The 23,537-nt window shown below is 65.5% G+C and carries 23 protein-coding genes; 10 read left to right on the top strand and 13 right to left on the bottom strand.

The window, feature by feature from the left end; genetic code table 11:
* Positions 1–121 precede the first annotated feature (121 nt).
* Complete coding sequence (locus tag MAAFP003_RS06850) at positions 122–991, bottom strand: SDR family NAD(P)-dependent oxidoreductase (RefSeq protein ID WP_096285566.1); 870 nt, start codon at positions 989–991, stop codon at positions 122–124.
* Positions 988–1,590 (bottom strand): TetR/AcrR family transcriptional regulator, encoded by a 603-nt coding sequence (locus MAAFP003_RS06845; protein WP_096285564.1) that lies wholly within the window; start codon positions 1,588–1,590, stop codon positions 988–990. The genes MAAFP003_RS06850 and MAAFP003_RS06845 overlap by 4 nt, the downstream gene beginning before the upstream one ends.
* Positions 1,591–1,647: 57 nt before the next feature.
* On the opposite strand from MAAFP003_RS06845, the gene MAAFP003_RS06840 reads away from it, so the two are divergent.
* The gene (locus MAAFP003_RS06840) at positions 1,648–2,781 is read left to right on the top strand and encodes a phosphotransferase family protein (RefSeq protein WP_096285562.1); all 1,134 of its coding nucleotides are present in this window, start codon (positions 1,648–1,650) and stop codon (positions 2,779–2,781) included.
* Positions 2,781–3,896, top strand: a complete 1,116-nt coding sequence (locus tag MAAFP003_RS06835) for an Rv3169 family protein (RefSeq protein WP_096285560.1) — start codon at positions 2,781–2,783, stop codon at positions 3,894–3,896. Before MAAFP003_RS06840 ends, MAAFP003_RS06835 begins: the two co-directional genes overlap by 1 nt.
* Here MAAFP003_RS06835 and MAAFP003_RS06830 read toward each other — a convergent pair.
* The 4 genes from MAAFP003_RS06830 to MAAFP003_RS06815 all read right to left on the bottom strand — a co-directional run bounded on the left by MAAFP003_RS06830 (position 3,879) and on the right by MAAFP003_RS06815 (position 8,473).
* The gene (locus MAAFP003_RS06830) at positions 3,879–4,565 is read right to left on the bottom strand and encodes a GntR family transcriptional regulator (protein WP_207768476.1); all 687 of its coding nucleotides are present in this window, start codon (positions 4,563–4,565) and stop codon (positions 3,879–3,881) included. The two genes, MAAFP003_RS06835 and MAAFP003_RS06830, sit on opposite strands and share 18 nt — an antisense overlap.
* 9 nt (positions 4,566–4,574) lie before the next feature.
* Entirely contained in the window at positions 4,575–5,720 is a 1,146-nt protein-coding gene (gene nnhA, locus MAAFP003_RS06825; protein ID WP_341477083.1) for a 2-nitroimidazole nitrohydrolase, read from the bottom strand.
* A gap of 156 nt (positions 5,721–5,876) precedes the next feature.
* The gene (locus MAAFP003_RS06820; protein WP_096285554.1) at positions 5,877–7,229 is read right to left on the bottom strand and encodes an LLM class flavin-dependent oxidoreductase; all 1,353 of its coding nucleotides are present in this window, start codon (positions 7,227–7,229) and stop codon (positions 5,877–5,879) included.
* Complete coding sequence (locus MAAFP003_RS06815) at positions 7,226–8,473, bottom strand: MFS transporter (RefSeq protein WP_165796321.1); 1,248 nt, start codon at positions 8,471–8,473, stop codon at positions 7,226–7,228. Before MAAFP003_RS06815 ends, MAAFP003_RS06820 begins: the two co-directional genes overlap by 4 nt.
* Before the next feature lie 174 nt (positions 8,474–8,647).
* Between MAAFP003_RS06815 and MAAFP003_RS06810 the strand changes: the two genes are divergently transcribed.
* Positions 8,648–9,994 carry a flavin monoamine oxidase family protein gene (locus MAAFP003_RS06810; RefSeq protein ID WP_096285550.1) on the top strand — a complete coding sequence of 449 codons (1,347 nt, stop codon included), beginning with the start codon at positions 8,648–8,650 and terminating at the stop codon, positions 9,992–9,994.
* Here MAAFP003_RS06810 and MAAFP003_RS06805 read toward each other — a convergent pair.
* Positions 9,989–10,948: an alpha/beta fold hydrolase gene (locus MAAFP003_RS06805; RefSeq protein ID WP_096285548.1), complete on the bottom strand. Its 960-nt coding sequence runs from the start codon at positions 10,946–10,948 to the stop codon at positions 9,989–9,991. The genes MAAFP003_RS06810 and MAAFP003_RS06805 overlap by 6 nt on opposite strands.
* 221 nt (positions 10,949–11,169) lie before the next feature.
* On the opposite strand from MAAFP003_RS06805, the gene MAAFP003_RS06800 reads away from it, so the two are divergent.
* Positions 11,170–12,516: a flavin monoamine oxidase family protein gene (locus tag MAAFP003_RS06800; RefSeq protein ID WP_341477076.1), complete on the top strand. Its 1,347-nt coding sequence runs from the start codon at positions 11,170–11,172 to the stop codon at positions 12,514–12,516.
* A 26-nt stretch (positions 12,517–12,542) separates the two neighbouring features.
* Here the strand turns inward: MAAFP003_RS06800 and MAAFP003_RS06795 are convergent, their stop codons facing one another.
* Positions 12,543–13,415, bottom strand: coding sequence for a helix-turn-helix transcriptional regulator (locus tag MAAFP003_RS06795; RefSeq protein WP_096285544.1), 873 nt, complete (start codon positions 13,413–13,415; stop codon positions 12,543–12,545).
* Between the two features lie 107 nt (positions 13,416–13,522).
* Between MAAFP003_RS06795 and MAAFP003_RS06790 the strand changes: the two genes are divergently transcribed.
* The 3 genes from MAAFP003_RS06790 to MAAFP003_RS06780 are packed head-to-tail and all read left to right on the top strand — an operon-like array spanning position 13,523 to position 15,048.
* The gene (locus MAAFP003_RS06790; protein WP_096285542.1) at positions 13,523–13,975 is read left to right on the top strand and encodes a hypothetical protein; all 453 of its coding nucleotides are present in this window, start codon (positions 13,523–13,525) and stop codon (positions 13,973–13,975) included.
* Positions 13,959–14,663 (top strand): TetR/AcrR family transcriptional regulator, encoded by a 705-nt coding sequence (locus MAAFP003_RS06785; RefSeq protein WP_096285541.1) that lies wholly within the window; start codon positions 13,959–13,961, stop codon positions 14,661–14,663. The genes MAAFP003_RS06790 and MAAFP003_RS06785 overlap by 17 nt, the downstream gene beginning before the upstream one ends.
* A gap of 25 nt (positions 14,664–14,688) precedes the next feature.
* A complete protein-coding gene (locus tag MAAFP003_RS06780) occupies positions 14,689–15,048 on the top strand; it encodes a hypothetical protein (RefSeq protein ID WP_096285539.1) in 360 nt (119 codons plus the stop codon).
* Positions 15,049–15,088: 40 nt separating this feature from the next.
* Here the strand turns inward: MAAFP003_RS06780 and MAAFP003_RS06775 are convergent, their stop codons facing one another.
* On the bottom strand, positions 15,089–15,523 hold the full coding sequence (locus tag MAAFP003_RS06775; protein WP_096285537.1) for an SRPBCC family protein: 435 nt from the start codon (positions 15,521–15,523) through the stop codon (positions 15,089–15,091).
* Between the two features lie 365 nt (positions 15,524–15,888).
* Here MAAFP003_RS06775 and MAAFP003_RS06770 point away from each other — a divergent pair, with 365 nt between their 5' ends.
* Complete coding sequence (locus MAAFP003_RS06770) at positions 15,889–16,287, top strand: heme-binding protein (protein ID WP_096285535.1); 399 nt, start codon at positions 15,889–15,891, stop codon at positions 16,285–16,287.
* A 118-nt stretch (positions 16,288–16,405) separates the two neighbouring features.
* The gene (locus tag MAAFP003_RS06765) at positions 16,406–17,458 is read left to right on the top strand and encodes a DNA topoisomerase IB (RefSeq protein ID WP_096290923.1); all 1,053 of its coding nucleotides are present in this window, start codon (positions 16,406–16,408) and stop codon (positions 17,456–17,458) included.
* Positions 17,459–17,464: 6 nt separating this feature from the next.
* Here MAAFP003_RS06765 and MAAFP003_RS06760 read toward each other — a convergent pair whose 3' ends face one another.
* The 3 genes from MAAFP003_RS06760 to MAAFP003_RS06750 all read right to left on the bottom strand — a co-directional run bounded on the left by MAAFP003_RS06760 (position 17,465) and on the right by MAAFP003_RS06750 (position 20,509).
* Positions 17,465–17,941, bottom strand: coding sequence for an STAS domain-containing protein (locus MAAFP003_RS06760; RefSeq protein WP_096285533.1), 477 nt, complete (start codon positions 17,939–17,941; stop codon positions 17,465–17,467).
* A 281-nt stretch (positions 17,942–18,222) separates the two neighbouring features.
* Entirely contained in the window at positions 18,223–19,272 is a 1,050-nt protein-coding gene (locus MAAFP003_RS06755; RefSeq protein WP_096285531.1) for a helix-turn-helix transcriptional regulator, read from the bottom strand.
* A gap of 46 nt (positions 19,273–19,318) precedes the next feature.
* A complete protein-coding gene (locus MAAFP003_RS06750) occupies positions 19,319–20,509 on the bottom strand; it encodes a glycosyltransferase (protein WP_096285529.1) in 1,191 nt (396 codons plus the stop codon).
* Between the two features lie 221 nt (positions 20,510–20,730).
* Between MAAFP003_RS06750 and MAAFP003_RS06745 the strand changes: the two genes are divergently transcribed.
* The gene (locus MAAFP003_RS06745) at positions 20,731–21,663 is read left to right on the top strand and encodes a chemotaxis protein CheB (protein WP_096285527.1); all 933 of its coding nucleotides are present in this window, start codon (positions 20,731–20,733) and stop codon (positions 21,661–21,663) included.
* Here MAAFP003_RS06745 and MAAFP003_RS06740 read toward each other — a convergent pair.
* On the bottom strand, positions 21,660–23,513 hold the full coding sequence (locus MAAFP003_RS06740) for a CheR family methyltransferase (protein ID WP_096285525.1): 1,854 nt from the start codon (positions 23,511–23,513) through the stop codon (positions 21,660–21,662). The genes MAAFP003_RS06745 and MAAFP003_RS06740 overlap by 4 nt on opposite strands.
* Positions 23,514–23,537 lie beyond the last annotated feature (24 nt).

Genomic DNA, 23,537 nt, shown 5'->3' with positions numbered 1-23,537 from the left:
CTTGATTCATACTCGCACGTCGGGCAGCGGTGTGGCCAGCGACAACCGGCAGCCAGGGCACTGCCGCGGGGAACCGCAGCGCCCGACACGCGAACCTGACCTCACTCGGCGCAAATTTGGCCTAGGCAGGATCAAACGGCCGGAAGCTGCCGTCGAGCACCTCGTGATGACCGATGGTGCGACCGGTGACGGTCGCGGGGTCCACAAGTGCCAATTGAGCTGCCGCCCTGGCGAATTCGTCTTCAGTTGCCGTGTCGTCGAAGTTGGTGGCGTAGTAGGACAGGCCAGGCGTCATGATCGGCTTCGACGGTGCCAACGCGTTGACGGCGATGTTGTGGTCGGCCAGGTCAAACGCCGCGCACTGGGTGAGATGCTCGAGCGCCGCCTTCGAACCACCGTAGCCAGGCAGGACACCGCCGCTGCGGTCCGGATAGGGTCCGTTGCCGGGCAGCCGAGAGGCCACCGAGGTGATGTTGACGATCGAGCCGCCCCGGGCCTCGATCATGTCCGGGGACACCAGCTGCATCAACTCGTAGGCCGCAAACACCGCGATGTCGAAGTGGCGGCGAAATGCGGACAACGGCGTGCTGACGAAACCCGGCCAGCCGGGTTTGGCGGCGCCGGCCGGTCTGGCGGCCTTCACCCGCGGCTGTGCACCGGGCACCGGCGGTCGTCCCGGAGCGGTGAAGGCCGCATTGTTGATCAGAACAGTGATGGGGCCCAATGCATCTCGCGCCTCACTCACCAGCCGGGCGACGTCGTCGCGGTCGGTCAGATCGGCGCGGACCGCCACCGCGCGCCCACCCGCCACTTCGATGGCGGCCACGGTCTCGCCGATGGTTCCCGGCAGCCGGTCATCCCACACCTGCTCGGTGCGCCCGGCCACCGCGACCGCCGCGCCCTCGGCGGCAAGCGCCAGCGCGATCGCCCGGCCCAAACCACGGCTGGCACCGGTGACGATCGCCGCGCGCCCGGCGAGTCGCAGCGTCATCGCGTCACCCCGTGCACGACGATCGCGGTGGTCTGATCCACCCACGCCTCGTCCAGCTTCTCGTCCGGGCGCAACAGCATCCGCAGCATCGTCGCTCCCCCAATCAGCTCGATCAACCGGTCCGGATCGACATCGGGATGCGCTTCACCTCGATCGACGGCCTCGCGCAGCCGCACCTGCACCGCGGTGAACAGGTCACTGAAGCGCGACATCACCCGCGCGTTGAGGTCTGGGTCGGCCGACATGTCCGCGACCAGCCCGGGCAGCGCGGCGCGCACCACCGGGCTGGTGAACACATCCCGCGCCGCCGCGATCATCATCCGCAGGTCGGCGGTGAAGTCGCCGGCCGGCGTCTCCAGCGCGCTGGGCGCGGTCGGAAAGGCCGCTTCGTGCACCAACTCCGCCTTGCTCGACCACCGGCGATACAACGCCGACTTGGTGGTGCCCGCCCGCTCGGCGACGGCGGCCAGCGTCAAGTTCGAATAGCCGATTTCCACAAGCAGTTCCGCCGTCGCCGCAAGGATGGCAGAGTCAATACGCGGGTCCCTGGGGCGCCCGGCACCTGGGGCCTTGTCAAGGCCGGACGGGTCTGCTTTCATAACGCTACCTACCGTATCGTAATTGCCGCGAAAGGTCTCAAAGAATGGAGGCACCCCGTGGCCAATGAACCTGTGCTCGACAACGTCGACCGACTTCAGCGCTCCAGCCGCGACGTCACGACGCTACCGGCGGTGATGTCGAATTGGCTGGCCACGGTGCTGCCCGACGGCGCGAACCCCGCGGTCACGGTCGAAAGTGGGGTCGACTCGACGGGCATGTCGTCGGAGACCATCATCCTGACCGCCCGCTGGCACGAAGGCGGGCAGCCGACCGAGCAGAAGCTGGTCACGCGGGTCGCGCCGAGCGCCGAGGACGTGCAGGTCTTCCCCACCTACCGGCTTGATCACCAATTCGATGTGATCCGCAAGGTCGGCGAACTCACCGAGGTCCCGGTCCCGCCGGTGCGCTGGCTCGAGCCCACCGGCGAGGTTCTGGGCACGCCGTTCTTCGTGATGGACTACGTCGCCGGTGACGTGCCGCCCGACGTGATGCCCTACACCTTCGGCAACAACTGGTTTGCCGACGCACCGGTCGAGCGGCAGCGCGAACTCCAGGACGCCACCGTCGGCGTACTGGCGAAGCTGCACTCAATCCCCAACGCGGAGAGCACGTTTGGATTCCTGTCCGAGGGCCACGGCGATACCGCGCTGCGCCGGCACTACAACTGGGTGCGGGACTGGTACGACTTCGCGGTGCCCGACATCGGTCGATCGCCGCTGCTGGAGCGCACTTTCAGCTGGCTGGAAGACAACTGGCCGACGGAGGTGGACGCGCGCGAACCCGTCCTGCTGTGGGGTGACGCCCGGGTGGGCAATGTGTTGTACCGCGACTTCCAACCGGTGGCGGTGCTGGACTGGGAGATGGTGACGCTGGGCCCGCGCGAGCTCGATGTCGCGTGGATGATTTACGCGCACATGGTTTTCCAGGAGCTCACCGGGCTTGCCGGATTGCCGGGACTGCCCGATGTGATGCGCGAGGAGGACGTCCGCGCCACGTATGCACGCCTGGCCGGTGTCGAAGTGGGCGAGCTGCGCTGGTTCTACGTGTACTCCGGTGTGATGTGGGCGTGTGTGTTCATGCGCACCGGTGCGCGGCGAGTGCACTTCGGCGAAACCGAAAAGCCGGACGACGTCGAGTCGTTGTTCTACCACGCCGGATTGATGAAACGTCTTATCGGAGAGGACCAGTAATGCTCGGACCGCTCGACGAGTACCCGGTACACCAGATTCCCCAGCCGATCGCGTGGCCCGGCTCCTCGGACCGCAACTTCTACGACCGGTCCTACTTCAACGCCCATGACCGCACCGGCGACATCTTCTTGATCAGCGGCATTGGCTACTACCCCAACCTCGGTGTCAAAGACGCGTTCGTGCTGATCCGGCGCGGTGACACCCAGACCGCGGTGCACGTGTCGGACGCGATCGACCAAGACCGCCTCAACCAACACGTCAACGGCTACCGGGTCGAGGTGATCGAACCGCTGCACAAGCTGCGGATCGTCCTCGACGAAACCGAAGGCATCGCAGCCGATCTCACCTGGAAGGGCCTGTTCGACGTCGTCCAGGAACAGCCGCACATCCTGCGGTCCGGCAACCGGGTCACGCTGGACGCGCAGCGCTTCGCGCAGCTGGGCAGCTGGAGCGGACACGTCGTGATCGACGGCGAGGAAATCGTCGTCGACCCCAACACCTGGCTGGGGAGCCGCGACCGGTCGTGGGGCATCCGCCCGATCGGCGAGGCTGAGCCGGCCGGACGGCCCGCCGACCCACCGTTCGAGGGCATGTGGTGGCTATACGTACCAATGGCTTTCGACGACTTTGCGATCGTGTTGATCATCCAGGAGGAGCCCAACGGGTTCCGCTCGCTCAACGACTGCACCCGGATCTGGCGCGACGGCCGTGTCGAGCAGCTGGGCTGGCCGCGGGTCAAGATCCACTACACGTCCGGCACCCGCATTCCGACCGGGGCCACCATCGACGCGACCACTCCGGACGGCTCACCGGTCCACTTCGACGTCGAGTCCAAATTGCCGGTGCCCATTCACGTCGGCGGCGGCTACGGTGGCGATTCGGACTGGATCCACGGCACCTGGAAGGGCGAGAAGTACGCCGAACGCCTGACCTACAACATGACCGACCCGGCAATCATCGGGCGTGCCGGTTTCGGGGTGATCGACCACGTGGGTCGCGCGGTCTGCATCGAGGGCGACAAGCCGCCGGTCGAGGGGTGGGGCCTCTACGAGCACGGCGCCCTGGGCCGCCACGACCCGTCGGGGTTCGCCGACTGGTTAACGGTTGCGCCGTAACCGTTTTGCTCCGCGGCCATCGGTCGGGCTCCCGTGACAGTAGGACATCACGTGCTCACGGACCAGGGTATCGACGTTCGGGTCACGTCTGGCGAACGCTTCGACGATCGCGATGTGATCATCGACGTTTGCGTGTAACTCGGTGCGCAACAAGCGAATCGACAAATTCGTCCACACCTCGATGCCCAGCGATTCCCAGACCGCCAGCAGCACCCGGTTGCCCGCACTGGCGACGATCTCGCGATGGAAGGCAACGCCGGCCCGAACTTGCATGCCGACGTCACCCAAGTCGGCCGCCTTGCGAATCTCGTCGGCATGCCGATGCAATGCGGTCACGTCGCCGTCGAGTCGATCGACCGCAAGTGAGGCGGCGAGGCCTTCCAAAGCCGCTCGCACGGGGTACATCTCCAACAGGTCATCGGGACCTATGTCGCGAACACGCGCACCCTTGTTGGGCTCCGAGCTGACCAGCCGCAGCCCTTCCAGATCCCGCAGCGCTTCACGAACAGGCGCTTGGCTGACGTTCAGGTCGGTGGCGACCTGCCGTTCGACAATCCGGTCGCCGGGTTGCCACCGACCGCTGATCAACCCGTCGAGCAGCACACCCAAAATCTGTTCACGCAGCGGCATACCACGCACCTCGGGCCTTGCGTCAGACGTGTTGGACACCGCCCCACTTTAGGCCGAGCGCCACGCCCGGTTCCGAACATCCGCCAGAGTCGGCCCGGGTTCCCGGTTGATCTGCATCACCCGGCACTTGATGCCTCCGCACGCCTTGCGGATTTCAGTACCGGTCACCTCGATGACCTCGACGCCGGCGGCCCGGATTTTCTCGTTCGTGGCGTGACAGTCCGCGTGTGCGATCACCTTGCCGGGCTCCAGCAACAGCACGTTGCATGGAGCCAGAAAATCGCGCTGCTCCTGTGCGTCGGCCTCGATCAGTTCGAAGTTGTTGTCGTACAACCAGGTACGCGCCTCCCAGTCCAGCGCCGCCGGAGACACAACCAGCTTTCCGACGTCGATCGCGTTGATGTTGATGTCCGGATGAGCGCACGCGCCGGTCGCTTGGTTGAAAAAGCCTTCCACGGCCGGTCTCAACTGCAGGTTGTAGAACTCGCTCGTGCCATTCGTCTTGGAGATGGCGTTGACGAATTGTTCCGTCCCACGCTGATCGTAAGAGGCGGACAAGCAGGTGACCAATACCTCCTCGGCGATCATGTTGCATGCCCCCGGCTCCATGGCGCCTTCGGTGATGGCGATGAGCGGAGGGATGTTGAGGGTGTTCCAGGCCCACTTGGCCAGGTACTCGGTCACCCCGACCATGCCGGGCAGGAACCCGAAACGGGAGATGACGGAACCCCCGCGCCAGATCGAACCCCACGACAGAAACACATGGCCCATCAGCGGACCGTACGGATTGGTCGGCTCCTCCGGATAGTCGATCCAATGCACAGTAATGCCGCTGTCCTCGAATGCCGTTGCGAGTTCCTCGGTTTCGCGCTGAAACGCCAACAAGTCGACCGGTCCGCGATCCGGTACCCCCATCAGCGCCTGGAAGAACGCCGGATTTTCCCTGTACTGCGAACTCTGATCGTGGAGCGTGTGCTTGGTCGGCATGTGCAAAGCGACCTCGGTCAGCCGACCGATTCCGTTGAAGCCGAACGATCGGCCCGCCACTGCCTCGGCTTGATAGGTGCGGTAGTCCACCTCGTGGGTGGCACGCACGAACTCGTAGGTGCTGTTCCCGTCCCGATAGTGCGGGATGTCCGTCAGCCGCCAATCGTCATAGGCGCGGCGGAATTTGGGCGTGTCCAGGGTTGTCATCGATTCCTCGGTTCGCATCGGTGGGACCTCACCCGCCTATTTTGATCGATGATCGATCATTTGTCAAAGGCCCGGTGTGCTGCGTTACCCCACCGTGGACTCCTCGGGACATATTGAGGCGTATCCGCCGGACAACGCGACGTCGGCGGGAAACCGTCAGCGACGGTACGCCGCGCCAGGGTGGTCGGCAGCCAGCAGCGGTCCCTTACCGCCCAGCCGTTCGCGCAGCGTGCAACGCGGGACCTGATCCGGGACCCGTCCGCGGCGACGCAGTTCGGGCACAACCAGTTTCGCGAAGTCCACGAAGGTGCCCGGCATCGTCACGTAGGCGAGGTTGAACCCGTCGACGTCGGCCTCCTCGACCCAGCGCTCGAGTTCGTCGGCGACCTCGCCGGGTGAGCCCACCAGCAGCGGCCCGCGCCCGCCGATGCCGATCTCTTCGGCGAGTTCCCTTGCCGTCCAGGTGCGCTCATCGGTGGTGAAGGAGGCCAGCGCGGACCGGTTGGCGTCTGTCTCGCTGTAACGCAGCGGGTCGTCGTCACCCAGCTCGGCCAGGTCCACCCCGGTCCAGCCGCCGAAGAGCGCCAAAGCGCCAGTCGTGCTGACGTATTCACGGTATTCAGCTAACTTGGCCACGGCTCGCTCGTGCGTCTCGGCGACGATCGGGGTCACCATGGTGAAGACCTTGATGGAACGCGGATCCCGGCCCAACCCCGCAGCGGTCTCGCGCAGCGCCCGCACCGGGCCGCGCACGATTTGGGGTGTCGGGCCGGAGATGAACGCGGCCTCGGCGTTGGCGGCGGCAAATTGGACACCGCGCGGCGAGGCGCCGGCCTGGAACAGCACCGGTGTGCGCTGCGGAGACGGTTCGCACAGAAACGGTCCCGGAACCGTGAAATAACGGCCTTTGTGCTCGATGTCGTGCACCTTGGCCGGATCGGTGAACACACCGCGCACCGGGTCGCGCACCACCGCGTTGGCCTCCCACGACGCTTCCCAGAGTTTGTAACAGACCTCGAGGTACTCATCGGCGATCTCATAGCGCTGGTCATGCGGAATCTGGGCGTCGAGGCCGAGATTGCGTGCCGCACTGTCCAGATACGAGGTCACGATGTTCCACGCCACCCGTCCGCCGGTTAGGTGATCCAGTGTCGACAACCTGCGTGCCAGCGCGTAGGGCTGCTCGTAGGTGAGCGACAACGTGATCCCGAAGCCGAGCGTCTCGGTCACCACCGCCATCGCGGAAACGGCGGCGGTCGGGTCGTTGACCGGAAACTGCGCGGCGTCTCGCACCGCGGCATCGCGAGACCCGCCGTACACGTCGTACACGCCGAGCACGTCGGCGAGAAACAACGCGTCGAAGCCGCCGGCCTCCAGGATTTTGGCCAGTTCGGTCCAATAGCCGAGTTCGCGATACCGATAACCGCGGTCCTCGGGGTGACGCCACAGCCCGGCCGACTGGTGCCCGACACAGGCCATGTCGAAGGCATTGAGGTAGATCCTGTTCATCGTGCCCACTCGATTTGGTCCCCGTACGTTTCCCGTGCCGCGTAGGCCGCGGCGACCGTGATAGCCGCCAGCACCGCGAAATACCCCACGATCAACCACGGTCTACCGCCGCCGGCCACCAGCAGAGCCGCCGCGATCAACGGCGCGAAGCCTCCCGACAGCACGGCTCCGATTTGATAACCCAGCGACGACCCACTGTAACGCAGCCGGGTGTCGAAGAGTTCGGCGAACCAGGCGGCCTGCGGCCCGTACATCGCGTCGTGAACAACGTTGACGCCGAACACGATTGCGAGCACCACCGCGATGGCTGACCCGCTTGCGGCGGCGACGAAAAACAACGCCAGCGCGACCACCCCCGCCAGCGCGCCGAACAGATATGGGGGCCGGCGACCGATTCGATCGGACAACAATGCCCAGCCTGGCGTGCTGAGCAATCCGAGTGCCGACGATATCAGCACCGCGATCAATCCGACGCCGCTGCCCTTGCCGAACGAATCCTGCAGGTAGGTAAGTGAATACGTGGTCAGCAACACAAAGAGTGCAATTTGGGACATTCGTAACCCGGTGGTGATCAACACATTACGGGGCTGGCTGCGCAACACCTCCAGCACCGGCAACGTCGAGAGGTCGTCGCGCTCTTTGAGACGCTCGAAAATGGCGTCGTCACTGAGCCGCAGCCGGATGAACAGCCCGATCCCCACCAGAACGGCACTGAACAGAAAGGGTATCCGCCATCCGGAAGCCAGGAACGTGTCCGCGCCGCACACCTTGCGGGTCAAAAAGAAGATTGACGTCGCCAGCAACATGCCGGCCGGGGAACCGAGCTGGGTGAAGCTGCCGAACAATCCACGGCGCCCGGGCGGTGCATGCTCAACCGAGAGCACGGCCGCGCCTCCCCATTCGGCGCCGACCGCGAGTCCTTGCAGCACCCGTAACGCGGCCAGCAGCGCCGGTGCGGTCACCCCCACCGCGGCGTAGGTCGGCAACAGCCCAATCGCGGTGGTGACGAGCCCCATCGTCAGCAAGGCGGCTACCAGAACGGCCTTGCGCCCCAACCGGTCCCCGAAGTGACCGGAGATCACGGCACCGATCGGTCGGGCGCCGAACCCGGCCGCATAGGTGGCGAAGGAGGCCAAAGTCCCGGCTGTTGACGAAACATGAGGAAAGAACAGCGGTTTGAACACGAGCGCGGACGCTGTCGCGTAGAGGTAGAAGTCGTACCACTCGATCGTGGTGCCGACCATGCTTCCTAGAGCTACGGTTCGCAGCTGTGGTCTTGTATTAGCCGTAGCGGCCGGCTCAGTGGCAATCACGTGATCGCAGATTAGGCAGTTCGCCGCCGCGGGCATACGGTTGCCATCGCCGTGATGCGAACGTCCTCTACCGCGGGCGTGTCACCATGCGGTTGACTAGGGGGTGTGACGATGCCGTCGTGGACTGTCGATGTTGCGGTGGTCGGCGCGGGGTTTGCCGGTCTCGCCGCGGCGCGGGAGCTGACGCGACAGGGTCACGACGTGGTGGTGTTCGAGGGTCGCGACCGCGTGGGCGGGCGCGCGTTCACCGGTAGCGTCGCGGGATTGCCGGCGGATATGGGCGGCGCGTTCGTCGGCCCCACCCAAGATGCGGTGCTGGCGCTGGCGGCCGAACTGCAGATCCCGACTACGCCTACCTACCATGACGGCAAGAACGTCATCCAATGGCGCGGCTGGACACGTTCCTACCACGGCACCATCCCCAAGCTTTCGCTGACGGGGTTGCTCGACATCGCCCGGCTGCGTTGGCAATTCGAAAGAATCGCGCGCAGCATTCCGGTCGACGCACCGTGGCGGGCACAGCGCGCCCGCCAGCTCGATGAGGTGTCGTTCGGACAGTGGTTGCGTTCGGTGCGCGCCAGCGCCTCGTCGCGCGACCTGATGGCCATCATGGCCCGGGTCACCTGGGGATGCGAACTTGAAGACGTGTCGATGTTGCACGCCGCGCGCTACATCCGGGCCGCGGGCGGTCTGGACCGGATGCTCGACACCCAGGACGGCGCCCAGCAGGACCATTTCCCGGGCGGCACCCAGCAAATCGCCCGGTCGGCGGCCGACGAACTGGGCGCACGCGTCGTGCTGAATGCCCCGGTGCACCGCATCGAACGGCACGGTTCCGGCGTGACGGTCACCTCCGATGCGGGTACGGCCGACGCCGGGTTCGTCATAGTCGCGATCCCGCCGGCTCATCGCGGGGCCATCGAGTTCACCCCCCCACTACCCGTCGAGTACCAGCGTCTGGTCGAACAGTGGCCGCAGGGCCGGCTCAGCAAGGCTTTCGCGGCATATTCGACACCGTTCTGGCGAGCCAACGGACTCTCGGGACAGGCGCTGTCCGACAAGGGACCGGTGTTCATCACCTTCGACGTCAGCCCGCAGGCCGACGGGCCGGGAATCCTGCTGGGCTTTGTCGACGCCCGGGCGTTCGATTCACTGCCCACCGACCAACGCCGCCGCGACGCCTTGCGCTGCTTCGCGTCGCTGTTCGGCGAGGAGGCCCTTCAGCCACTCGACTATGTGGATCATCGCTGGGGCACCGAGGATTTCGCTCCGGGTGGCCCGACCGCGGCGGTGCCGCCAGGGTCGTGGACGCGGTTCGGGCGCTGGCTGCGCGAACCGGTCGGACCGATTCACTGGGCGGGCACCGAGACCGCCGACGAGTGGACCGGGTTTTTCGACGGGGCGGTCCGGTCCGGCCTCCGAGCGGCCGCCGAGATCACCGCCCTGCTATGAGCTGATCTGCGCGACCGGCAGGGTGATGGATTCGGCCAGTGACCGCAGCTGGCCGGTGACCTCACGGTGGTGCTCCAACATCGAGCAGTGACCGCCGGGCAGCTCGACCAGGCCGACCACGTTGGGCGCGGTGCGGGCGATCTCGCGGGCCGCGGCGATCGGTGTCAGGCGATCCTCTTCGCTGCCGATGACCAGGGTTGGGACCGTCAACCCGGTCAGGTCCAGGTACCGCGACCCCAGGGATTCGACGAGCATCCTCGTGCAACCGCCGCGCCCGGCGGCTGGTGTCCGCGCGAACAAGTCGTGGATCAGTGTGGCGGCACTCGGGTCGGCGTCCTTTCCAACCGCGAGCATTGCAATCAGGCTGCGAGTGGCCAGCAGCGCCGGACCCGGAATCGGGACGCCGCCGAACACGTTGATCAACCCGCGCGCGGCGAGCGATCGCGCCGGCGACAGCCGCCCCGGCACCGAGAACAGCCTGACCTGGCGCACCAGGTCGCCGGTGGTCGTGTTGATCAACGCCACGGCATCAGCGCGCCGGTGGACCTTGTGGCGGTAGCGGGCCGACCACGCGGCAATCGTGATCCCGCCCATCGAGTGCCCGGCGATGACGGCGCGCTCATGCGGCGCCAACGTCGCGTCCAACACGCAATCCAGATCGGACGCAAGGTGTTTCAGGCTGTATCCGCCGCGGCGCGGAACCCCGCTTCGGCCGTGGCCGCGGTGGTCGAACGCGATCACCCGGTATTCGGAGGCCAACTCCGCGATCTGGTAGGCCCACGCCCGGATCGCGCAGGTGATGCCGTGAGTCAGCACGATCGGATAGCCGTCCGGCGGCCCGAAGACCTCCGCGTGCAGCGGGGTGCCGTCGACCGCGCGGACGGTCAGCGTGCGGCTCGACGGCAGTACGCCGGGCAGCGGGTCAATCCCACGTGTCGTTCGCCGAGCACTCATCGCCAGCTCCCCCCGTCGAACACGGCCCCGTCGCCGCACTCTGGATGCAGCGATCTTATAACGGCACGAGCGTCCAACTATGCAATTTCGGCCAACCCGCGCGCCCGGATCACAGCACACAATTCGTCGTTAACTGGCAAACCCCGGCACCGCGCCGGTTGCGGTGTGAGAGGCTGACTGTCATGTCCCCGATGTCCCGTCGGGCGGTGCTCACAGCAACGATGAGCGCGGTCACTGGCGGGCTGCTGGCTGCCTGCGCACCGGGTGAACATTCGGTGTCACCACCACCCCCGCCGCCGGAGATCAAACCGGACACCGGGTCGGTCCTGATCGTGGGTGCCGGCATGGCCGGCTTGGCCGCCGCGCGCCGCCTGGTCGACGCGGGATGGCCGGTGCGCCTGATCGAGGCCCGCGACCGCATCGGCGGTCGTGTCTATACCAACCGCGACTGGGGTGTGCCGATCGAGATGGGCGCGTCCTGGATCCACGGCACCGCCAGCGACCCGATGATGGAACTGGCTCACGACGCGCACGCCGAGGTCATCCCGACCGACTACTACGGCTGGGCGAAGCTCGCGGTGGATCGCCGGCTGCCGGCAACGGGCTACGACGCCGACTCCTGGCGCCAGTTCGTCGAACGGGCCTGCGATCGGGTCACCGGCGGGAGCCTGGGCGCCGCCGTCGACGCCGCGGCCAAGCGCGCGGAGCTTTCGGGTTCGGATCGCACCCAGCTGGCATTCTTTGTCGCCACCGAGATCGAGGACGAATACGCGGCCGGCGCAGACCAGCTCTCCGCCAACACATTTGACACCGGCGACTACGCCGACGGCGACCAGGCGGTGATCACGAACGGCTACGACGCCCTGCCGAAGCTGCTGGCCGACGGACTTCAGATCGTCTTTGGCACGCCGGTCACCGCGATCACTCGACGTGACAGCTCCGTCACCGTGCACGCCGGAAACCAGTCCTTCGAAGGCCCCGCTGCGATCGTCACCGTCCCTCTCGGAGTGCTCAAAGCCGGTGCGATCGCCTTCGATCCCCCGCTCCCCGACCAACATGCTCGCGCCGTGAACGCCCTGGGATTCGGCGTGCTGTCGAAGACCTTCTTCCGGTTCAACCGGCGAACATGGAAGACGGACAACGCCTTCTACCTCTTCATGGGCACCGACCCGGGCGCGTGGGCGCAGTGGTTCACCCTGTCCAACAGCGCCGGACCGATCGTGGTGGCCTTCAATGCCGGCGAACGCGGCCGGGCGGTGGAGGCGTCCTCGGCAGCCGATGTGACCGCCCGGGCGCTGCCGATCGCTCGCCAGCTGTTCGGCGACGACGTCGCGCCGGTGGAAGTCCGGACCTCGAATTGGAGCACCGACCCCTATGCGCGGGGCAGTTACTCATTCCACGCGCCCGGTTCCGGGCTCGACGATCGCCGCTGCCTGCGGGACCCGATCAGCGATCGGCTTTACCTGGCGGGCGAGGCTGCCGACACCAAAAACCCGTCCACCGTTATCGGGGCCGTGGTCAGTGGACGCTATGCCGCCGACCAACTGATGCGCCGGATTAAGAGCTAGCGCGAAACACCAAAGCGCTCAGTAGTTTAGGTGGACGCCGCATTTGAATCGCGCGCGGTCACCGTCCAGCTGGCGAGCAGCCGCAGCGCCTCGTCAGAAGGTGAACCCGGTTCGGCTGTATAGCCGATCAACGACAGCCCACCGACGCCGGCGATGTCGAAGACGTTGTAGGTCAGTTCCAGTTCACCGACCTCGGGATGCCGGAATCGCTTGGAGCCGTGGCGATGTGACTTGACGTTGTGCGCCGCCCAACTCGAGCGGAAGGGCTCGCTGCGCGATCCGAGCTCCCCGACCAGGTCGGTGACGGCCGGTGAATCGGGGGCGCGCGCCGCCTCGGCCCGCAGCAGCGAAACGACGTCGTCGGCTTCGCGGTCCCACTCGGGAAAAAACCGCTCGGCCGCGGCGTCGAGAAACATGAATCGAGCCAGATTCGGTGTCGCCCTGGCACGGGCGAAGACGGGTGCGTAGAGCGCGCGCCCGAGCGTGTTCGCGGTGACCACATCGAGGTGGCCGTTGATCACGATCGCGGGCGCGGTGACCATGCTGTCCAGCAATGCCTGCACCCCCGCCGGGATGGTTCGGCCCGCGGGAGAAACCGATCGGCTCCGGGCGCCCTTGCTGGTGACGGCACGAACCAGGTCGAACAAGTGAGTTTCCTCTGCCTCACCGAGTTGCAGGGCGCCGGCGACCGCATGCAGGACGTCGTCGGAGACACCGGCCACATTCCCCCGTTCTACCTGCGTGTAGTAGTCGATGCTCACACCGGCCAGCCGAGCCACTTCCTCACGTCGTAGCCCGGGCACGCGGCGGCGCCGCCCCGGCGGCAGGCCGACCGCCTCGGGGGTGATCCTCGCCCGTCGCGACATCAAGAAGTCCTTGATGTCCTTGGCAACGTCCATCTCTCCCGGATACCCCGCCGGCGGGCAAACATCCATACGACATTACCGACCATCGGTCTTGTATACCGACCACTGGTCGGTTATCGTTCTCGGCCGTGGAGGTAGCAATGAACCAGCCGGATCCATCGCGGTTTCGTACCCGGATGTTCGCGCGCGCGTTCGGACCGTTCTTTCTGATCGTGCCGACGATCGTCGCGTTTCGCGCGACCTCACAAATGCCCGTACTGCTCGACGAGTTCAGCCGAGATCCTATGTGGCAGTGGGCGCTTGGGGCGCTGCTGCTGATGTGGGGCAGCGTCATCATCGCCTTTCCTCAGTATTGGCGAAGTGTCGCAGCGGTTCTGATTTCACTGCTGGGGTGGTTTCTCGCGATCCGCGGGATACTCGTCCTGGCGATTCCCGACGTATACGACTCGGCCGGCAAGTCGCTGCAGGAAAATGCCATACCGGTAGTGCGCGCCATCTTCGGCGCCATCGCATTGGTCGGCCTGTACCTGACCTACGTGGGCTGGATCGCGAAGCCCACCGTGCCGGACCACTCCGATGCCGCGAGTAGTTAAGCACCCCGACGTACGCCGTGCCGAGATCCTGGATCGCGCTGCGGCGCTGTTCGTTGCGCGCGGCTACGAGAACGTCAGCCTCAACGAGCTGATCGCCGACGCCGGTGTCTCCAAAGGCGCTTTCTACCACTGGTTTCCGTCGAAGGACGCGCTCATCACAACGCTGGCCGAGCGCAGCGCCCACACACAGCTCGCCGCCATCGAAGAGGCGATCGCGCGTTGCGACGGCAATGCGCTGGATCGGCTCAACACGCTGCTGCGGGCGGGTTTCGACGTCAAGATGCAGACCGGCACACCCGAGCAGCTGGCGGCGATGGTCTCGCTGCTACGGCCCGAGAACGCGCATCTGTACGGGCGCATCGTCACGGTGAGCGAGCAGTTGACGCAACCGCTGCTGACCCGGTTGATCTCCGACGGAGTGGCCGAGGGCATTTTTCACACCTTCGACCCCGAGGGTGTCGCCGACATGATTCAAGGTCTGGCCGCGCGCCTGCACTCCAACGTCATCCAGATCGCCGACGCGACCGATGAGCCCAGCAGGCAGCATGCCATCGATGTCTTGACCACCAGGTTCAAACTGCACGGGGTGGCCGCCGACCGGATTCTCGGCCTACCCGACGGCAGCATCATCGCGCTCAACCGCGCGCAGGTCGAGACGATGGTGGCGGCTTTGCCGCGCGATTACTGAGGCGTGGATTGGGCATAGGTGTTACATGACGGCTAACCATCCCCCGCAGCAGAAACAGCGTTCGACTGCCGACACCATCGCCACGATCACCATGTTCGTGCTCGCCGGGATCGCGGGAGCGCTGACCATCACGTTTTCCTTCTTTTTCGCGATGGCGACCGATTCGTGCGCGGGCAACCGGTGCGACACGTCGGCGCTCGATTGGGCCTACGTGGTGACCTGGGGCGGCGTCGGCGTCGCGGCCATCATCGCCATCGGCGGCGTCATCATCGCGGCTGCGCGCAAGCGGGTCATGTGGGTGTGGCCGACCGCTGCGCTCATCGTGATCATCGTCGCGGTCGTTATCGGCTCACAGCTGGCCGACTCGGTCGCCCCACATCACTGACGAGCGAGCCGATAGCCTTGCGCTACCAAGCAACTCGACGTTACGTCTCGAGCGCCTTCGCGCACGCGTCCAGGATTGCGAGGAAACTCCCGCGCAGCAGTCGGCGGCTGACCGCTTCCAGCACTTTTCCTCCGGCCGCGGCCGGATGGGTGTAGTTGGTCAGCCAGTCGATGTGCGTCCCATCGCCCGCGGCCGTGAACGTCAGGGTGCCACCGTCGTGCTTGAACGGTGGGATCGACTTGACGATCTTGTAGGTATAGCTGTGCGGCCGGTCATAGGCCGTGAATTCCTCACGGAAATAGGTGCCGATGCCGATCACCTCGCGCAGCGCTCCGGGCTCCGGGCCAGACGTGCCTTTGGCCCAATAGCCCTTGAGAACCAACGGCGCGGCGGCCAAATTGACGGGGTCGGCCAGCCAGTCGAAGACCTGCTCGAGTGGCGCGGCGATCATACGTTCCACGTGGATCTCGACCATCAGAACTCCCGCCCGGCAGTTACGGCATTGACCGCACGCCATGCTAGCCGCGGGCCGGGCCACGCGGCATCACGCACGGGCTGGCAACGGCAGACATCTTTGCGGGGACACACGACACCGCGATCGGCGCCTTAGAGAAATCATAAGGTGATGTTGCTGGCACCCGCTTCAGTTGGTCACGATTTGGTCACAAGGTGCGGGTACTGACTGCCTGGGCGTGACCAAGCCGAGAACTGTTGTCCATCCAAGCGTTAGCTACACGCACGATCGGCAGGTTGCCCACATCATCCTTAGCTACCTTGGACTCCGGGGAGTCGGGAGTCCCCGCGAATCAATTCGGATCGATTCGAAGGACAACACTGATCATGAATTTCAGCAGTATCGTCGCGCGCCGGCGCGTCGCCGGCATGAGCGCCGGTTGCCTGCTCGGAGGAATGGCCCTGGGCCTCGTCGCCGCGCCGTCAGCCACCGCCGCACCCGACTGCAGCCCCGCGGGTGTCAACGCCACGGTTTCCTCGGTACAGGGCGCGGCCGAGCAGTACCTCGCCGCGCACCCCGGTGCCAACCAGGTTGTCAGCGCGGCCTACGGACAGCCCCGGGGGGAGGCCGCCTCCAGCCTGCGCGGCTACTTCACCGCGCACCCGCAGGAGTATTACGACCTGCGCGGCATCCTGGCGCCGATCGGCGACACCGAGCGCCAGTGCAACGTGTCGGCCCTGCCGGGCAACCTGGAATCGGCCTACCACGAATTCATGGCAGGCTGATTCCGCGCCAAACGACCCGCCACACTGCCGTGGCGGGTCGTTTGCTTGTGCGGTTGAACTGGTGTCAACCGCAGCGCGGGTGGGTAATTTCCAGTCAGCCACGGGACTGGAGGTGATGATGCGGCTGCGCCGAAGCACCCTGAGCAACCCCGGAATCGCGCGCAAGCGCCGGGGCAAGGGCTTCACCTACGTCGGGCCTGACGGCAACCCGCTGACCGACGAAGCCGCCCTACAGCGCATTAAGGACCTGGTGATCCCACCGGCGTGGAAGAAAGTGTGGATCTCGCCGCACCCCAACGGACATATCCAGGCCGTCGGCACCGACGCAGCGGGACGCCGCCAGTATCTCTACCATTCCGCGTGGCAGCAGGAGCGGGCCGAGGAGAAGTTCGACCGCGTCCTGGACATGTCCACGCGGTTGCCGGAATTCCGTGCCCGCATCGTCGCCGACCTCGGTGATCGTGGCGCCTCCCGAGATCGCGTGCTGGCGCTGGGACTGCGACTGCTGGACCGTGGCTATTTCCGCTCCGGTGGTGAGCAATACGCCGACGAACACGAGTCCTACGGAATTGCCACGCTGCTGTGTGAGCACGTGACTGTGCATCGCGACGCGATCGAATTCGACTATCCCGCCAAGAGCGGGGTGCAGCGCACCGTTGCGGTCAAGGATGCCGACGTCGTCCGTGCGGTGCGCTCGCTGATGCGACGCCGCGGCAGCGGTGAACGATTACTGGTGTACCGCAACGCATCCGGATGGACTGAAATTCGCGCCGAGGACCTCAATGCCCGGTTCAAAGAGCTCGTCGGCGGCGAATTCACCGTCAAGGACCTGCGCACGTGGCACGGAACAGTGCTGGCGGCCGCCGCATTCGTCGATGCCGACCCGCCCGTATCCCAACGCGTGACCAAACGCGTTGAGGCCGCGGTGATGAAGGAGGTCGCCGAGGGACTGGGCAACACTGCGGCGGTGGCACGCGGCTCGTACGTCGATCCGCGTGTCGTCGTCGGCTACGAGCAAGGACTCACCATCGGGGCCGCCGCGCAGCGCGCCGAGCGTGCGCGTCGGCCCGACGCGGCGCAGGAGATACTCGAGAAGGCGACTCGCATGTTGATTCGTAGAGTAGCCAAGGGCGACAAGGTGTCTCATTCCGCGCTGGCGAAGACAGCGTAGCCCGCGTCAGGCGGTTTTCCGTTGAGGTTCGTGTTGGCGCGCTGCGCCCCTATGGCACCGACGCCGCGCCTGTATCCGGTCGTCGACCAGCTGAAGTCCCTCCGGGACCGAATCGACAAGCGGTAGACCGTGGTTGGGGACCACGCGGGTAAGACGATCCAGCCGCGCGCCGGTGACCACACTCCAGTGGAGGTGGGCCCGCCGATGTTCGCAGTTGAGGACAAGCAGCATCCGAAATCCAGCCATGCCAAGGAAATCCAGCTCGCTGAGGTCCAGGATCAGAGGAGCTTTCAGCCGCGAATAGCGGCGGATCGCGTCGCCCAGCAGGTCGGCGTTCGATGCGTCTATTTCACCGTCCACGCGCAAGACGGTTGCCAAACTGCGCGCGTGCACATGTAATTGCGCCCCAGCGCAATCGATCAGATGGCGGCAACGTGGTTGCCCACGAAAGTCTGGTGCATGTCGAAAAGGTAAAGCAGTCATGTAATTGCGCCCATCTTGAGTGGATTGGCGACAGGGCGGGTGACAACGATGTCCAGGTGGCCCCGAAGATGTCGGCAGCTGTGGACTCAACCTGACCAGAGCCTAGCGACAATACCTGAGTCCCGCATGCTCGCATGACGGCACACGCCCATGTGCAATATCAGAATGGCAAGCTACGCAGTAGGTTTCCCATCGGCAATTTGAGCTGACAAATACCAGCGGTTCGCCGCGCGACGTCGTTATCCCTCAAACGAAGTTGATTCGATGCGCCGCACGACGCGCTAGTCCAGTTGCCTCAACGTGGTATGCGGGCTCTGGCCATAGGTCTGCCGGTACTGCACCGCGAAGCGACCGGTGTGTACGAAGCCCCACCGCTGTGCGATCTCGCCGACCGTAGTCGTGGAACGGTCGCTGGATAACAAGTCCAGATGCGCGCGGTGTAGCCGAACGCGCCGCATGTATCGCGTCGGAGTGGTGTCGAGTTGGTGTTTGAACAGGTATTGCACCGCCCTGGGCGTCAGGCGCAATGCGGCCGCGACATCGTGGATCCCTACGTCGCTCGCCGCGTTTCGGTGGATGAATGAAACAGCGTCTTTTAGTGCTTCCGGTATCTCCGGGTCGCTCAGCACGTCGCTGTCCGCGGTCAGGGTGGACGGGTAGCACTCGAGCAGTGCGGTCGCCATTACGGCGGCCGCCGATGCGGCGATCAGCGGCTGTTGCGCCGTATCGGCCGACGACAGCGTGGCCGTGACGTAATCCATTGCCCGGTGCCAGGCCCGGGCGGCGGCGAGCGAGCGCGGGCGCGGGTCCAAGAACCGGATCTTCTGCGGCAACGGCGCATGGTGACCGGCGGCGACCTTGCGCAGCACGTCTTCCCCGATGCTGACGACATCGAATTGCGCGGAATTGATTTGGAGCACACAGGGCATACCGTCGGCGACGAGCACCGGGTACTCGGACTCGGTGGCCGCGGTTATGGCGGTGGATAACGAACCGGCACGGGGTTGGATCACGAGAACCGATGTCGCCCCGGGAATTTCGCACCTGACCCGGCCCTGAATCAGAACCTCGTCGAAATGCAGCGAGCCGGTATCGCAACGCCGGTGGGTAACGGCCGATCCTCTGGCGAGACCCATGACTTGCCAACCCGGCGTGTAGGCGGCGGCAAAGAAGCGACGCGCTTGGCCCGGATCGAACGTGCGAAATTGCTCGTGCCGAAGTGCGGCCGGCCGTGACAACCTTCCGGGGTCACGGGCGGCCCCGTAGTCGTCATTGCGCGATTCAGGCGATCCATCGGATACGTCGACGGACTTTTCGGCGACGCTGGTCATGACTTCGCCGTCGGTGTAGTGAAGTCACCGAAAGACTGCGTACCGGTCACCGTGTGACCTCTTCCATCGCCTTCGCTTGCCGTCCCGACGGCAAGTGTCCCGCACTGAGTCTCCCATAAATGGCCAGGGAGTCCAGCGCAATCCGATCCCACGTGTAGCGTGACATTGCCCGGCTTCTGCCCGCCGCGCCCATGCCCTCACAACGAAACCGTTCCGCGGCAAGCGTTCTCAAGGCAGTCGCCAGTTCTTTGGGGCTGTCGTCCGACAACAGATGGCCAGTCACATCGGTGACGACGACATCATTGAGCACACCGACGGGCACGCCGACTACGGCGACTCCGCTCGCCATGGCCTGCAACGCCGCCGTCGCCCGCGGCGGCCGGCGCGGTGTGCACGCGACGACGTCGACGGATCGCAACAACATCGGCAATTCGCTATCGGGAACGGCACCCAGGAATCGCACTCGGTCGGCCACCCCCAACTCGATGGTGAGTTGTTTCAGCTTCGCTCGCGCCTCGTCGTTTCTGCGGTTGGTCGACTCGGTTTCCGCGACCACGACCTCGGCCGCCGGGACCCGGGGCAAGGCCTGGATTGTGATGTCAAAACCATTGCCCGACAATGCATTTGGTGCCAAGCACAGAATACGGTAGACGTCGGTACGGTCGAACGCCGGGCCCACCGGAGTGTAGCGCTTGACGTCGACGCCCCCAGTGAGAACCGACGCCCGCTCCCGTCCGTGCCGCAATCTGGCGACCGTCTCGAGTTCTGAAGTGCTCTCGACGGTTGCCCAGCCCGCGCTGCGTGCCAACAGCGGCTCCAGGCGCGCACGCGCCGCGTCTTCACCCGTCGCGGTCCCGGGTGTCGCCGACAACGCGGTGAAGCCCTGGAAAGTCTGGACAGTCAGCCGGCCACTCCGTCGTGCGGCCAGCTGCGCCGCCATCCCGCCCAACCAGCCAAATGCGTGCACGATATCGGGTCGATCGCGTGACCACTGCTGGTCAAGTGTGGCCGCCCAATGCCCGACGAACGGCAAGGCGTCGGCCGCTGACCGCGCCGCACCGGGACCGACGCGCACCGAGACGATGCGATAGCCCCGGTCGGGCCGCTTTTGCTCGGTACGCCGATCCCGTTGCCGCACGTAGACCGTGACGTCGTGACCCAGGGCGGTCATTGCGGTACTGAGGCGCGCCGGGTCGTCACCCACGAAGTCGTCGCCGATAACGATCGCGATCTTCACGACAAAGTCCTTCCGTAGCCGGTTCGAACTTGCGTCGAAGTACTCCACGCGCGGTGCGCCGCAGCGCCGTGGCGCCCGCGACACAGGGCCGTACCCAGATAAATGTCGACCCAAACCCGTAAGTCCCGGCGTTTTCGCCGACCGGCGAACCACTTCGCCTCGCGGATACCGCGGCCGCCGGGGACTGCGGCGAGAGCACCGGTAGGAGGACACTGGACCGCATGACGACCGGCGAGCACCGCCCTGGGGTGGCAGTGGTGGTGCTGTTGGCGTCGGCAGGTGGATTGAACGCGTTATCGGCGCTCCTAGGTGACCTGCCGGCGGATTTCGGCGCAGCCGTCATCGTGCAACAACATCTCGGCGGGCAATCCAGCGTGCTGCCGACGATTCTGCACAGGTCCACAGGTCATCGAGTGAGCTGGGCGCGCGACGGGCAAATGGTCGAACCGGGCCACGTGATCGTGTGCCCGCCGGATATGCACATGGAAGTGACACCGCAGGGTTGCTGCCGACTGCGCAGAATGCGGTCGCCCACCGAGCACCGCTTCGACGTTTTGCTGGCGTCGGTGGCCGCCTCATACGGGCCACGGGGACTGGCCGTGGTGTTGTCGGGCTCCGGCAGGGATGGCGCCGAAGGAGTCGCGGCGATGAAGCGGGCCGGCGCCTTCGCCATCGCACAAAGCCCGGATACCGCCGAATATCCCTCGATGCCCATCGCGGCGGCCCAGGCCGGTGCCGATCTGGTTTTGCCGATTAACGTCATCGGCGATGTCCTGGCCAGCATCGTCGAGGGCGCCCCTCCCCCGTGCCCATCGGCCGAAGCCGAGGCCGCAAACTCAATGCCGAGTATCGACGACACCACTGGTGAGGAAAGAGAGGCGATGGAAACCGAGGAAGTGACTGGCCCACCGCGCGGCGGCCTGAACCGGCTGTCGTTGAACCGCACCGCCAATACTCCGGCGGGTCGCGCCGAGGCCGCGCGCCGGCGCGCGGCCGAACTCCAGCGTCGGCGTCGGGATCTGGCGGCAGGACTCGGCGCCACGGCCCAATCGGTGGCTATCGCCCGACGCCGCGCCGAAGAGTCGCTGCGTCGGGCCATGCAAGCACGGCAGGCCGCCAACCATGCGGCAGCCGACCGGGCAACCGGTGACTAAGGCCGCTGCTCGCTTAGAACCTCCATCAGAAGCAATGCCCCTCCGACGGCTCCATCCCCCGAACGAAATGACGTACACGTCACCCGAATTCGCGCCGCCCGGCCACGCCGGTTGACCGCGTCCACCACGGTTTCACCGACGCTGTCCTGGTCGACGAACGCGTTGCCGATCAGTGGCCGCACGGTCTCCAACGGGAGCCCGATATCCAGCGAAGTCAGCCTGGCGCCGGTCGTCTCATCGGCCCGCAATCCCCAGAGGTCCTCGCAGCCGCGGTTCCACACCACCACCTTCATCTCGCGGTCCACCACGACCATGCCCAGCTGCATCGAGTTGGTCAGCGAATCCAGGAAGTTCTTGGCGTCGTCGAGTTCCAGGCTGCGTTCCCGCAGTGTGTCGTTGATCGTGTGCAGTTCGTCGTTGGTGGACTGCAGCTCCTCGTTCATGGTCTCGAGCTCTTCGTTGGTGGACTGCAATTCCTCATTGGTGGTCTCGAGTTCCTCCACCGTGGACTGCAGTTCCTCGTTGGTCGTCTCGAGCTCCTCGTTGGTGGACTGCAACTCCTCGTAGGCTGCCTCCAGCTGGCGGTTGGTCTGCACGACCTTGTCCAGTAGGGCACGCGTCGCGGTGACGTCGAAGAACACGATCGACACCCCGAGCAAGCCGTTTTCGGCGTCGACCAGAGGATTGACATGAATCTCGAACCACACCGTCTCGGCGCCGGGCCGCTGCCATTTGACGTCCGGAATCCGCGCCGAACGCCGCTCGACCTTCGCCTGCTCGAGGTAGGCGCGCAGCTCGACGGGGCGGTAGGAGACTTCGAGATCACGCAGCAGGCGGCCGATGTCGCGAGCCGACAAACCGAAGACGCTCTCCGCCTGCTGATTGATCATCGCGACGGTGTCCTCGCCGGTGACCACGATCTGCGCCACCGGGCTGGCGCGAAAAGCCAACTCGCGCACCGTCATCAGGCCCGGCAAGTCACCGTGGCGATCGTAGAACGCCGCCGCCGGATCGTAGCGATCCACGTTGCCGTGGGTCCCGGCCGCCTTGCGAAAGATCCGGTTCTGCAAGTTCAGCGGAGTGAAGCGGTCACCGTGGCTCAGTAACATCTCGGCGTGCCCCAGGAACAACGTGCCTTGCGGACCGAGCGCGAAATGCAAGCGTCCCAGCACATTTCGCTGAGTCTCGGCATTGAGATACATCAGGGTGTTACGGCACACCAGCAAGTCGACTCGAGAGATGGGCGCATCCTTGACGAGGTCGTTACGGCCGAAAATGACCGCGCGACGCAGATCTTTGTGGAACACGTAGCGGCCGTTGACCTGTTCGAAGTAGCGCGCCAGCATCTCTGGCGGTACCGACTCGACGGCTTTGGCGTCGTAGGACGCGACGCGGGCCTCGGCGAGCGCCTCTTCGTCGATATCGGTCGCATAGATCTTGACCCGCTGCCGGAATTCGTCGGCCCCAAGTGCGTCGGCCATGAGCATGGCCAGCGTGTACGCCTCTTGTCCGGACGCGCATCCCGCGCTCCATACCCGGATCGGGTCGGTGGGACCCCGCTCGGCAAGCAGCCGCGGAATGACCTCGTCCCGGACGAATTCCCAGGGCTCTACGTCACGGAAAAACGCGGTGACGTTGATCAGGATGGTGTTGAACAGCGCCGCGAATTCGTCCGAACTGGCTTGCAAGACGTCGAGGTACTCCTCGTAGGAGCTGTAGCCGGCATGCTCCATCCGATGACGGACGCGACGCATCAACGACGTCCGTTTGTAGCCGGTGAAGTCAAATCCACGAGAATCCCGCAGATATCTCAGCAAGGCCTCAAACGACTCGTCGGTGGTGTCGTCCATGGAAGTCCCTCGAAGATCGGCTGC

This window comes from Mycobacterium ahvazicum (assembly GCF_900176255.2).
Lineage (GTDB): Bacteria > Actinomycetota > Actinomycetes > Mycobacteriales > Mycobacteriaceae > Mycobacterium > Mycobacterium ahvazicum.
The sequence above is the reverse complement of the archived record's forward strand: the minus strand, read 5'-3'. Positions and strand labels throughout refer to the sequence as shown.

What these genes read in the sequence shown, in the direction of transcription:
- MAAFP003_RS06850 (WP_096285566.1), bottom strand. Translation starts at nt 991, where the DNA reads ATGACGCTGCGACTCGCCGGGCGCGCGGCGATCGTCACCGGTGCCAGC.
- MAAFP003_RS06845 (WP_096285564.1), bottom strand. Translation starts at nt 1,590, where the DNA reads ATGAAAGCAGACCCGTCCGGCCTTGACAAGGCCCCAGGTGCCGGGCGC.
- MAAFP003_RS06835 (WP_096285560.1), top strand. Translation starts at nt 2,781, where the DNA reads ATGCTCGGACCGCTCGACGAGTACCCGGTACACCAGATTCCCCAGCCG.
- nnhA (WP_341477083.1), bottom strand. Translation starts at nt 5,720, where the DNA reads ATGACAACCCTGGACACGCCCAAATTCCGCCGCGCCTATGACGATTGG.
- MAAFP003_RS06820 (WP_096285554.1), bottom strand. Translation starts at nt 7,229, where the DNA reads ATGAACAGGATCTACCTCAATGCCTTCGACATGGCCTGTGTCGGGCAC.
- MAAFP003_RS06815 (WP_165796321.1), bottom strand. Translation starts at nt 8,473, where the DNA reads ATGGTCGGCACCACGATCGAGTGGTACGACTTCTACCTCTACGCGACA.
- MAAFP003_RS06805 (WP_096285548.1), bottom strand. Translation starts at nt 10,948, where the DNA reads ATGAGTGCTCGGCGAACGACACGTGGGATTGACCCGCTGCCCGGCGTA.
- MAAFP003_RS06800 (WP_341477076.1), top strand. Translation starts at nt 11,170, where the DNA reads ATGAGCGCGGTCACTGGCGGGCTGCTGGCTGCCTGCGCACCGGGTGAA.
- MAAFP003_RS06795 (WP_096285544.1), bottom strand. Translation starts at nt 13,415, where the DNA reads ATGGACGTTGCCAAGGACATCAAGGACTTCTTGATGTCGCGACGGGCG.
- MAAFP003_RS06790 (WP_096285542.1), top strand. Translation starts at nt 13,523, where the DNA reads ATGAACCAGCCGGATCCATCGCGGTTTCGTACCCGGATGTTCGCGCGC.
- MAAFP003_RS06785 (WP_096285541.1), top strand. Translation starts at nt 13,959, where the DNA reads ATGCCGCGAGTAGTTAAGCACCCCGACGTACGCCGTGCCGAGATCCTG.
- MAAFP003_RS06780 (WP_096285539.1), top strand. Translation starts at nt 14,689, where the DNA reads ATGACGGCTAACCATCCCCCGCAGCAGAAACAGCGTTCGACTGCCGAC.
- MAAFP003_RS06775 (WP_096285537.1), bottom strand. Translation starts at nt 15,523, where the DNA reads ATGGTCGAGATCCACGTGGAACGTATGATCGCCGCGCCACTCGAGCAG.
- MAAFP003_RS06770 (WP_096285535.1), top strand. Translation starts at nt 15,889, where the DNA reads ATGAATTTCAGCAGTATCGTCGCGCGCCGGCGCGTCGCCGGCATGAGC.
- MAAFP003_RS06765 (WP_096290923.1), top strand. Translation starts at nt 16,406, where the DNA reads ATGCGGCTGCGCCGAAGCACCCTGAGCAACCCCGGAATCGCGCGCAAG.
- MAAFP003_RS06760 (WP_096285533.1), bottom strand. Translation starts at nt 17,941, where the DNA reads ATGACTGCTTTACCTTTTCGACATGCACCAGACTTTCGTGGGCAACCA.
- MAAFP003_RS06755 (WP_096285531.1), bottom strand. Translation starts at nt 19,272, where the DNA reads ATGACCAGCGTCGCCGAAAAGTCCGTCGACGTATCCGATGGATCGCCT.
- MAAFP003_RS06745 (WP_096285527.1), top strand. Translation starts at nt 20,731, where the DNA reads ATGACGACCGGCGAGCACCGCCCTGGGGTGGCAGTGGTGGTGCTGTTG.
- MAAFP003_RS06740 (WP_096285525.1), bottom strand. Translation starts at nt 23,513, where the DNA reads ATGGACGACACCACCGACGAGTCGTTTGAGGCCTTGCTGAGATATCTG.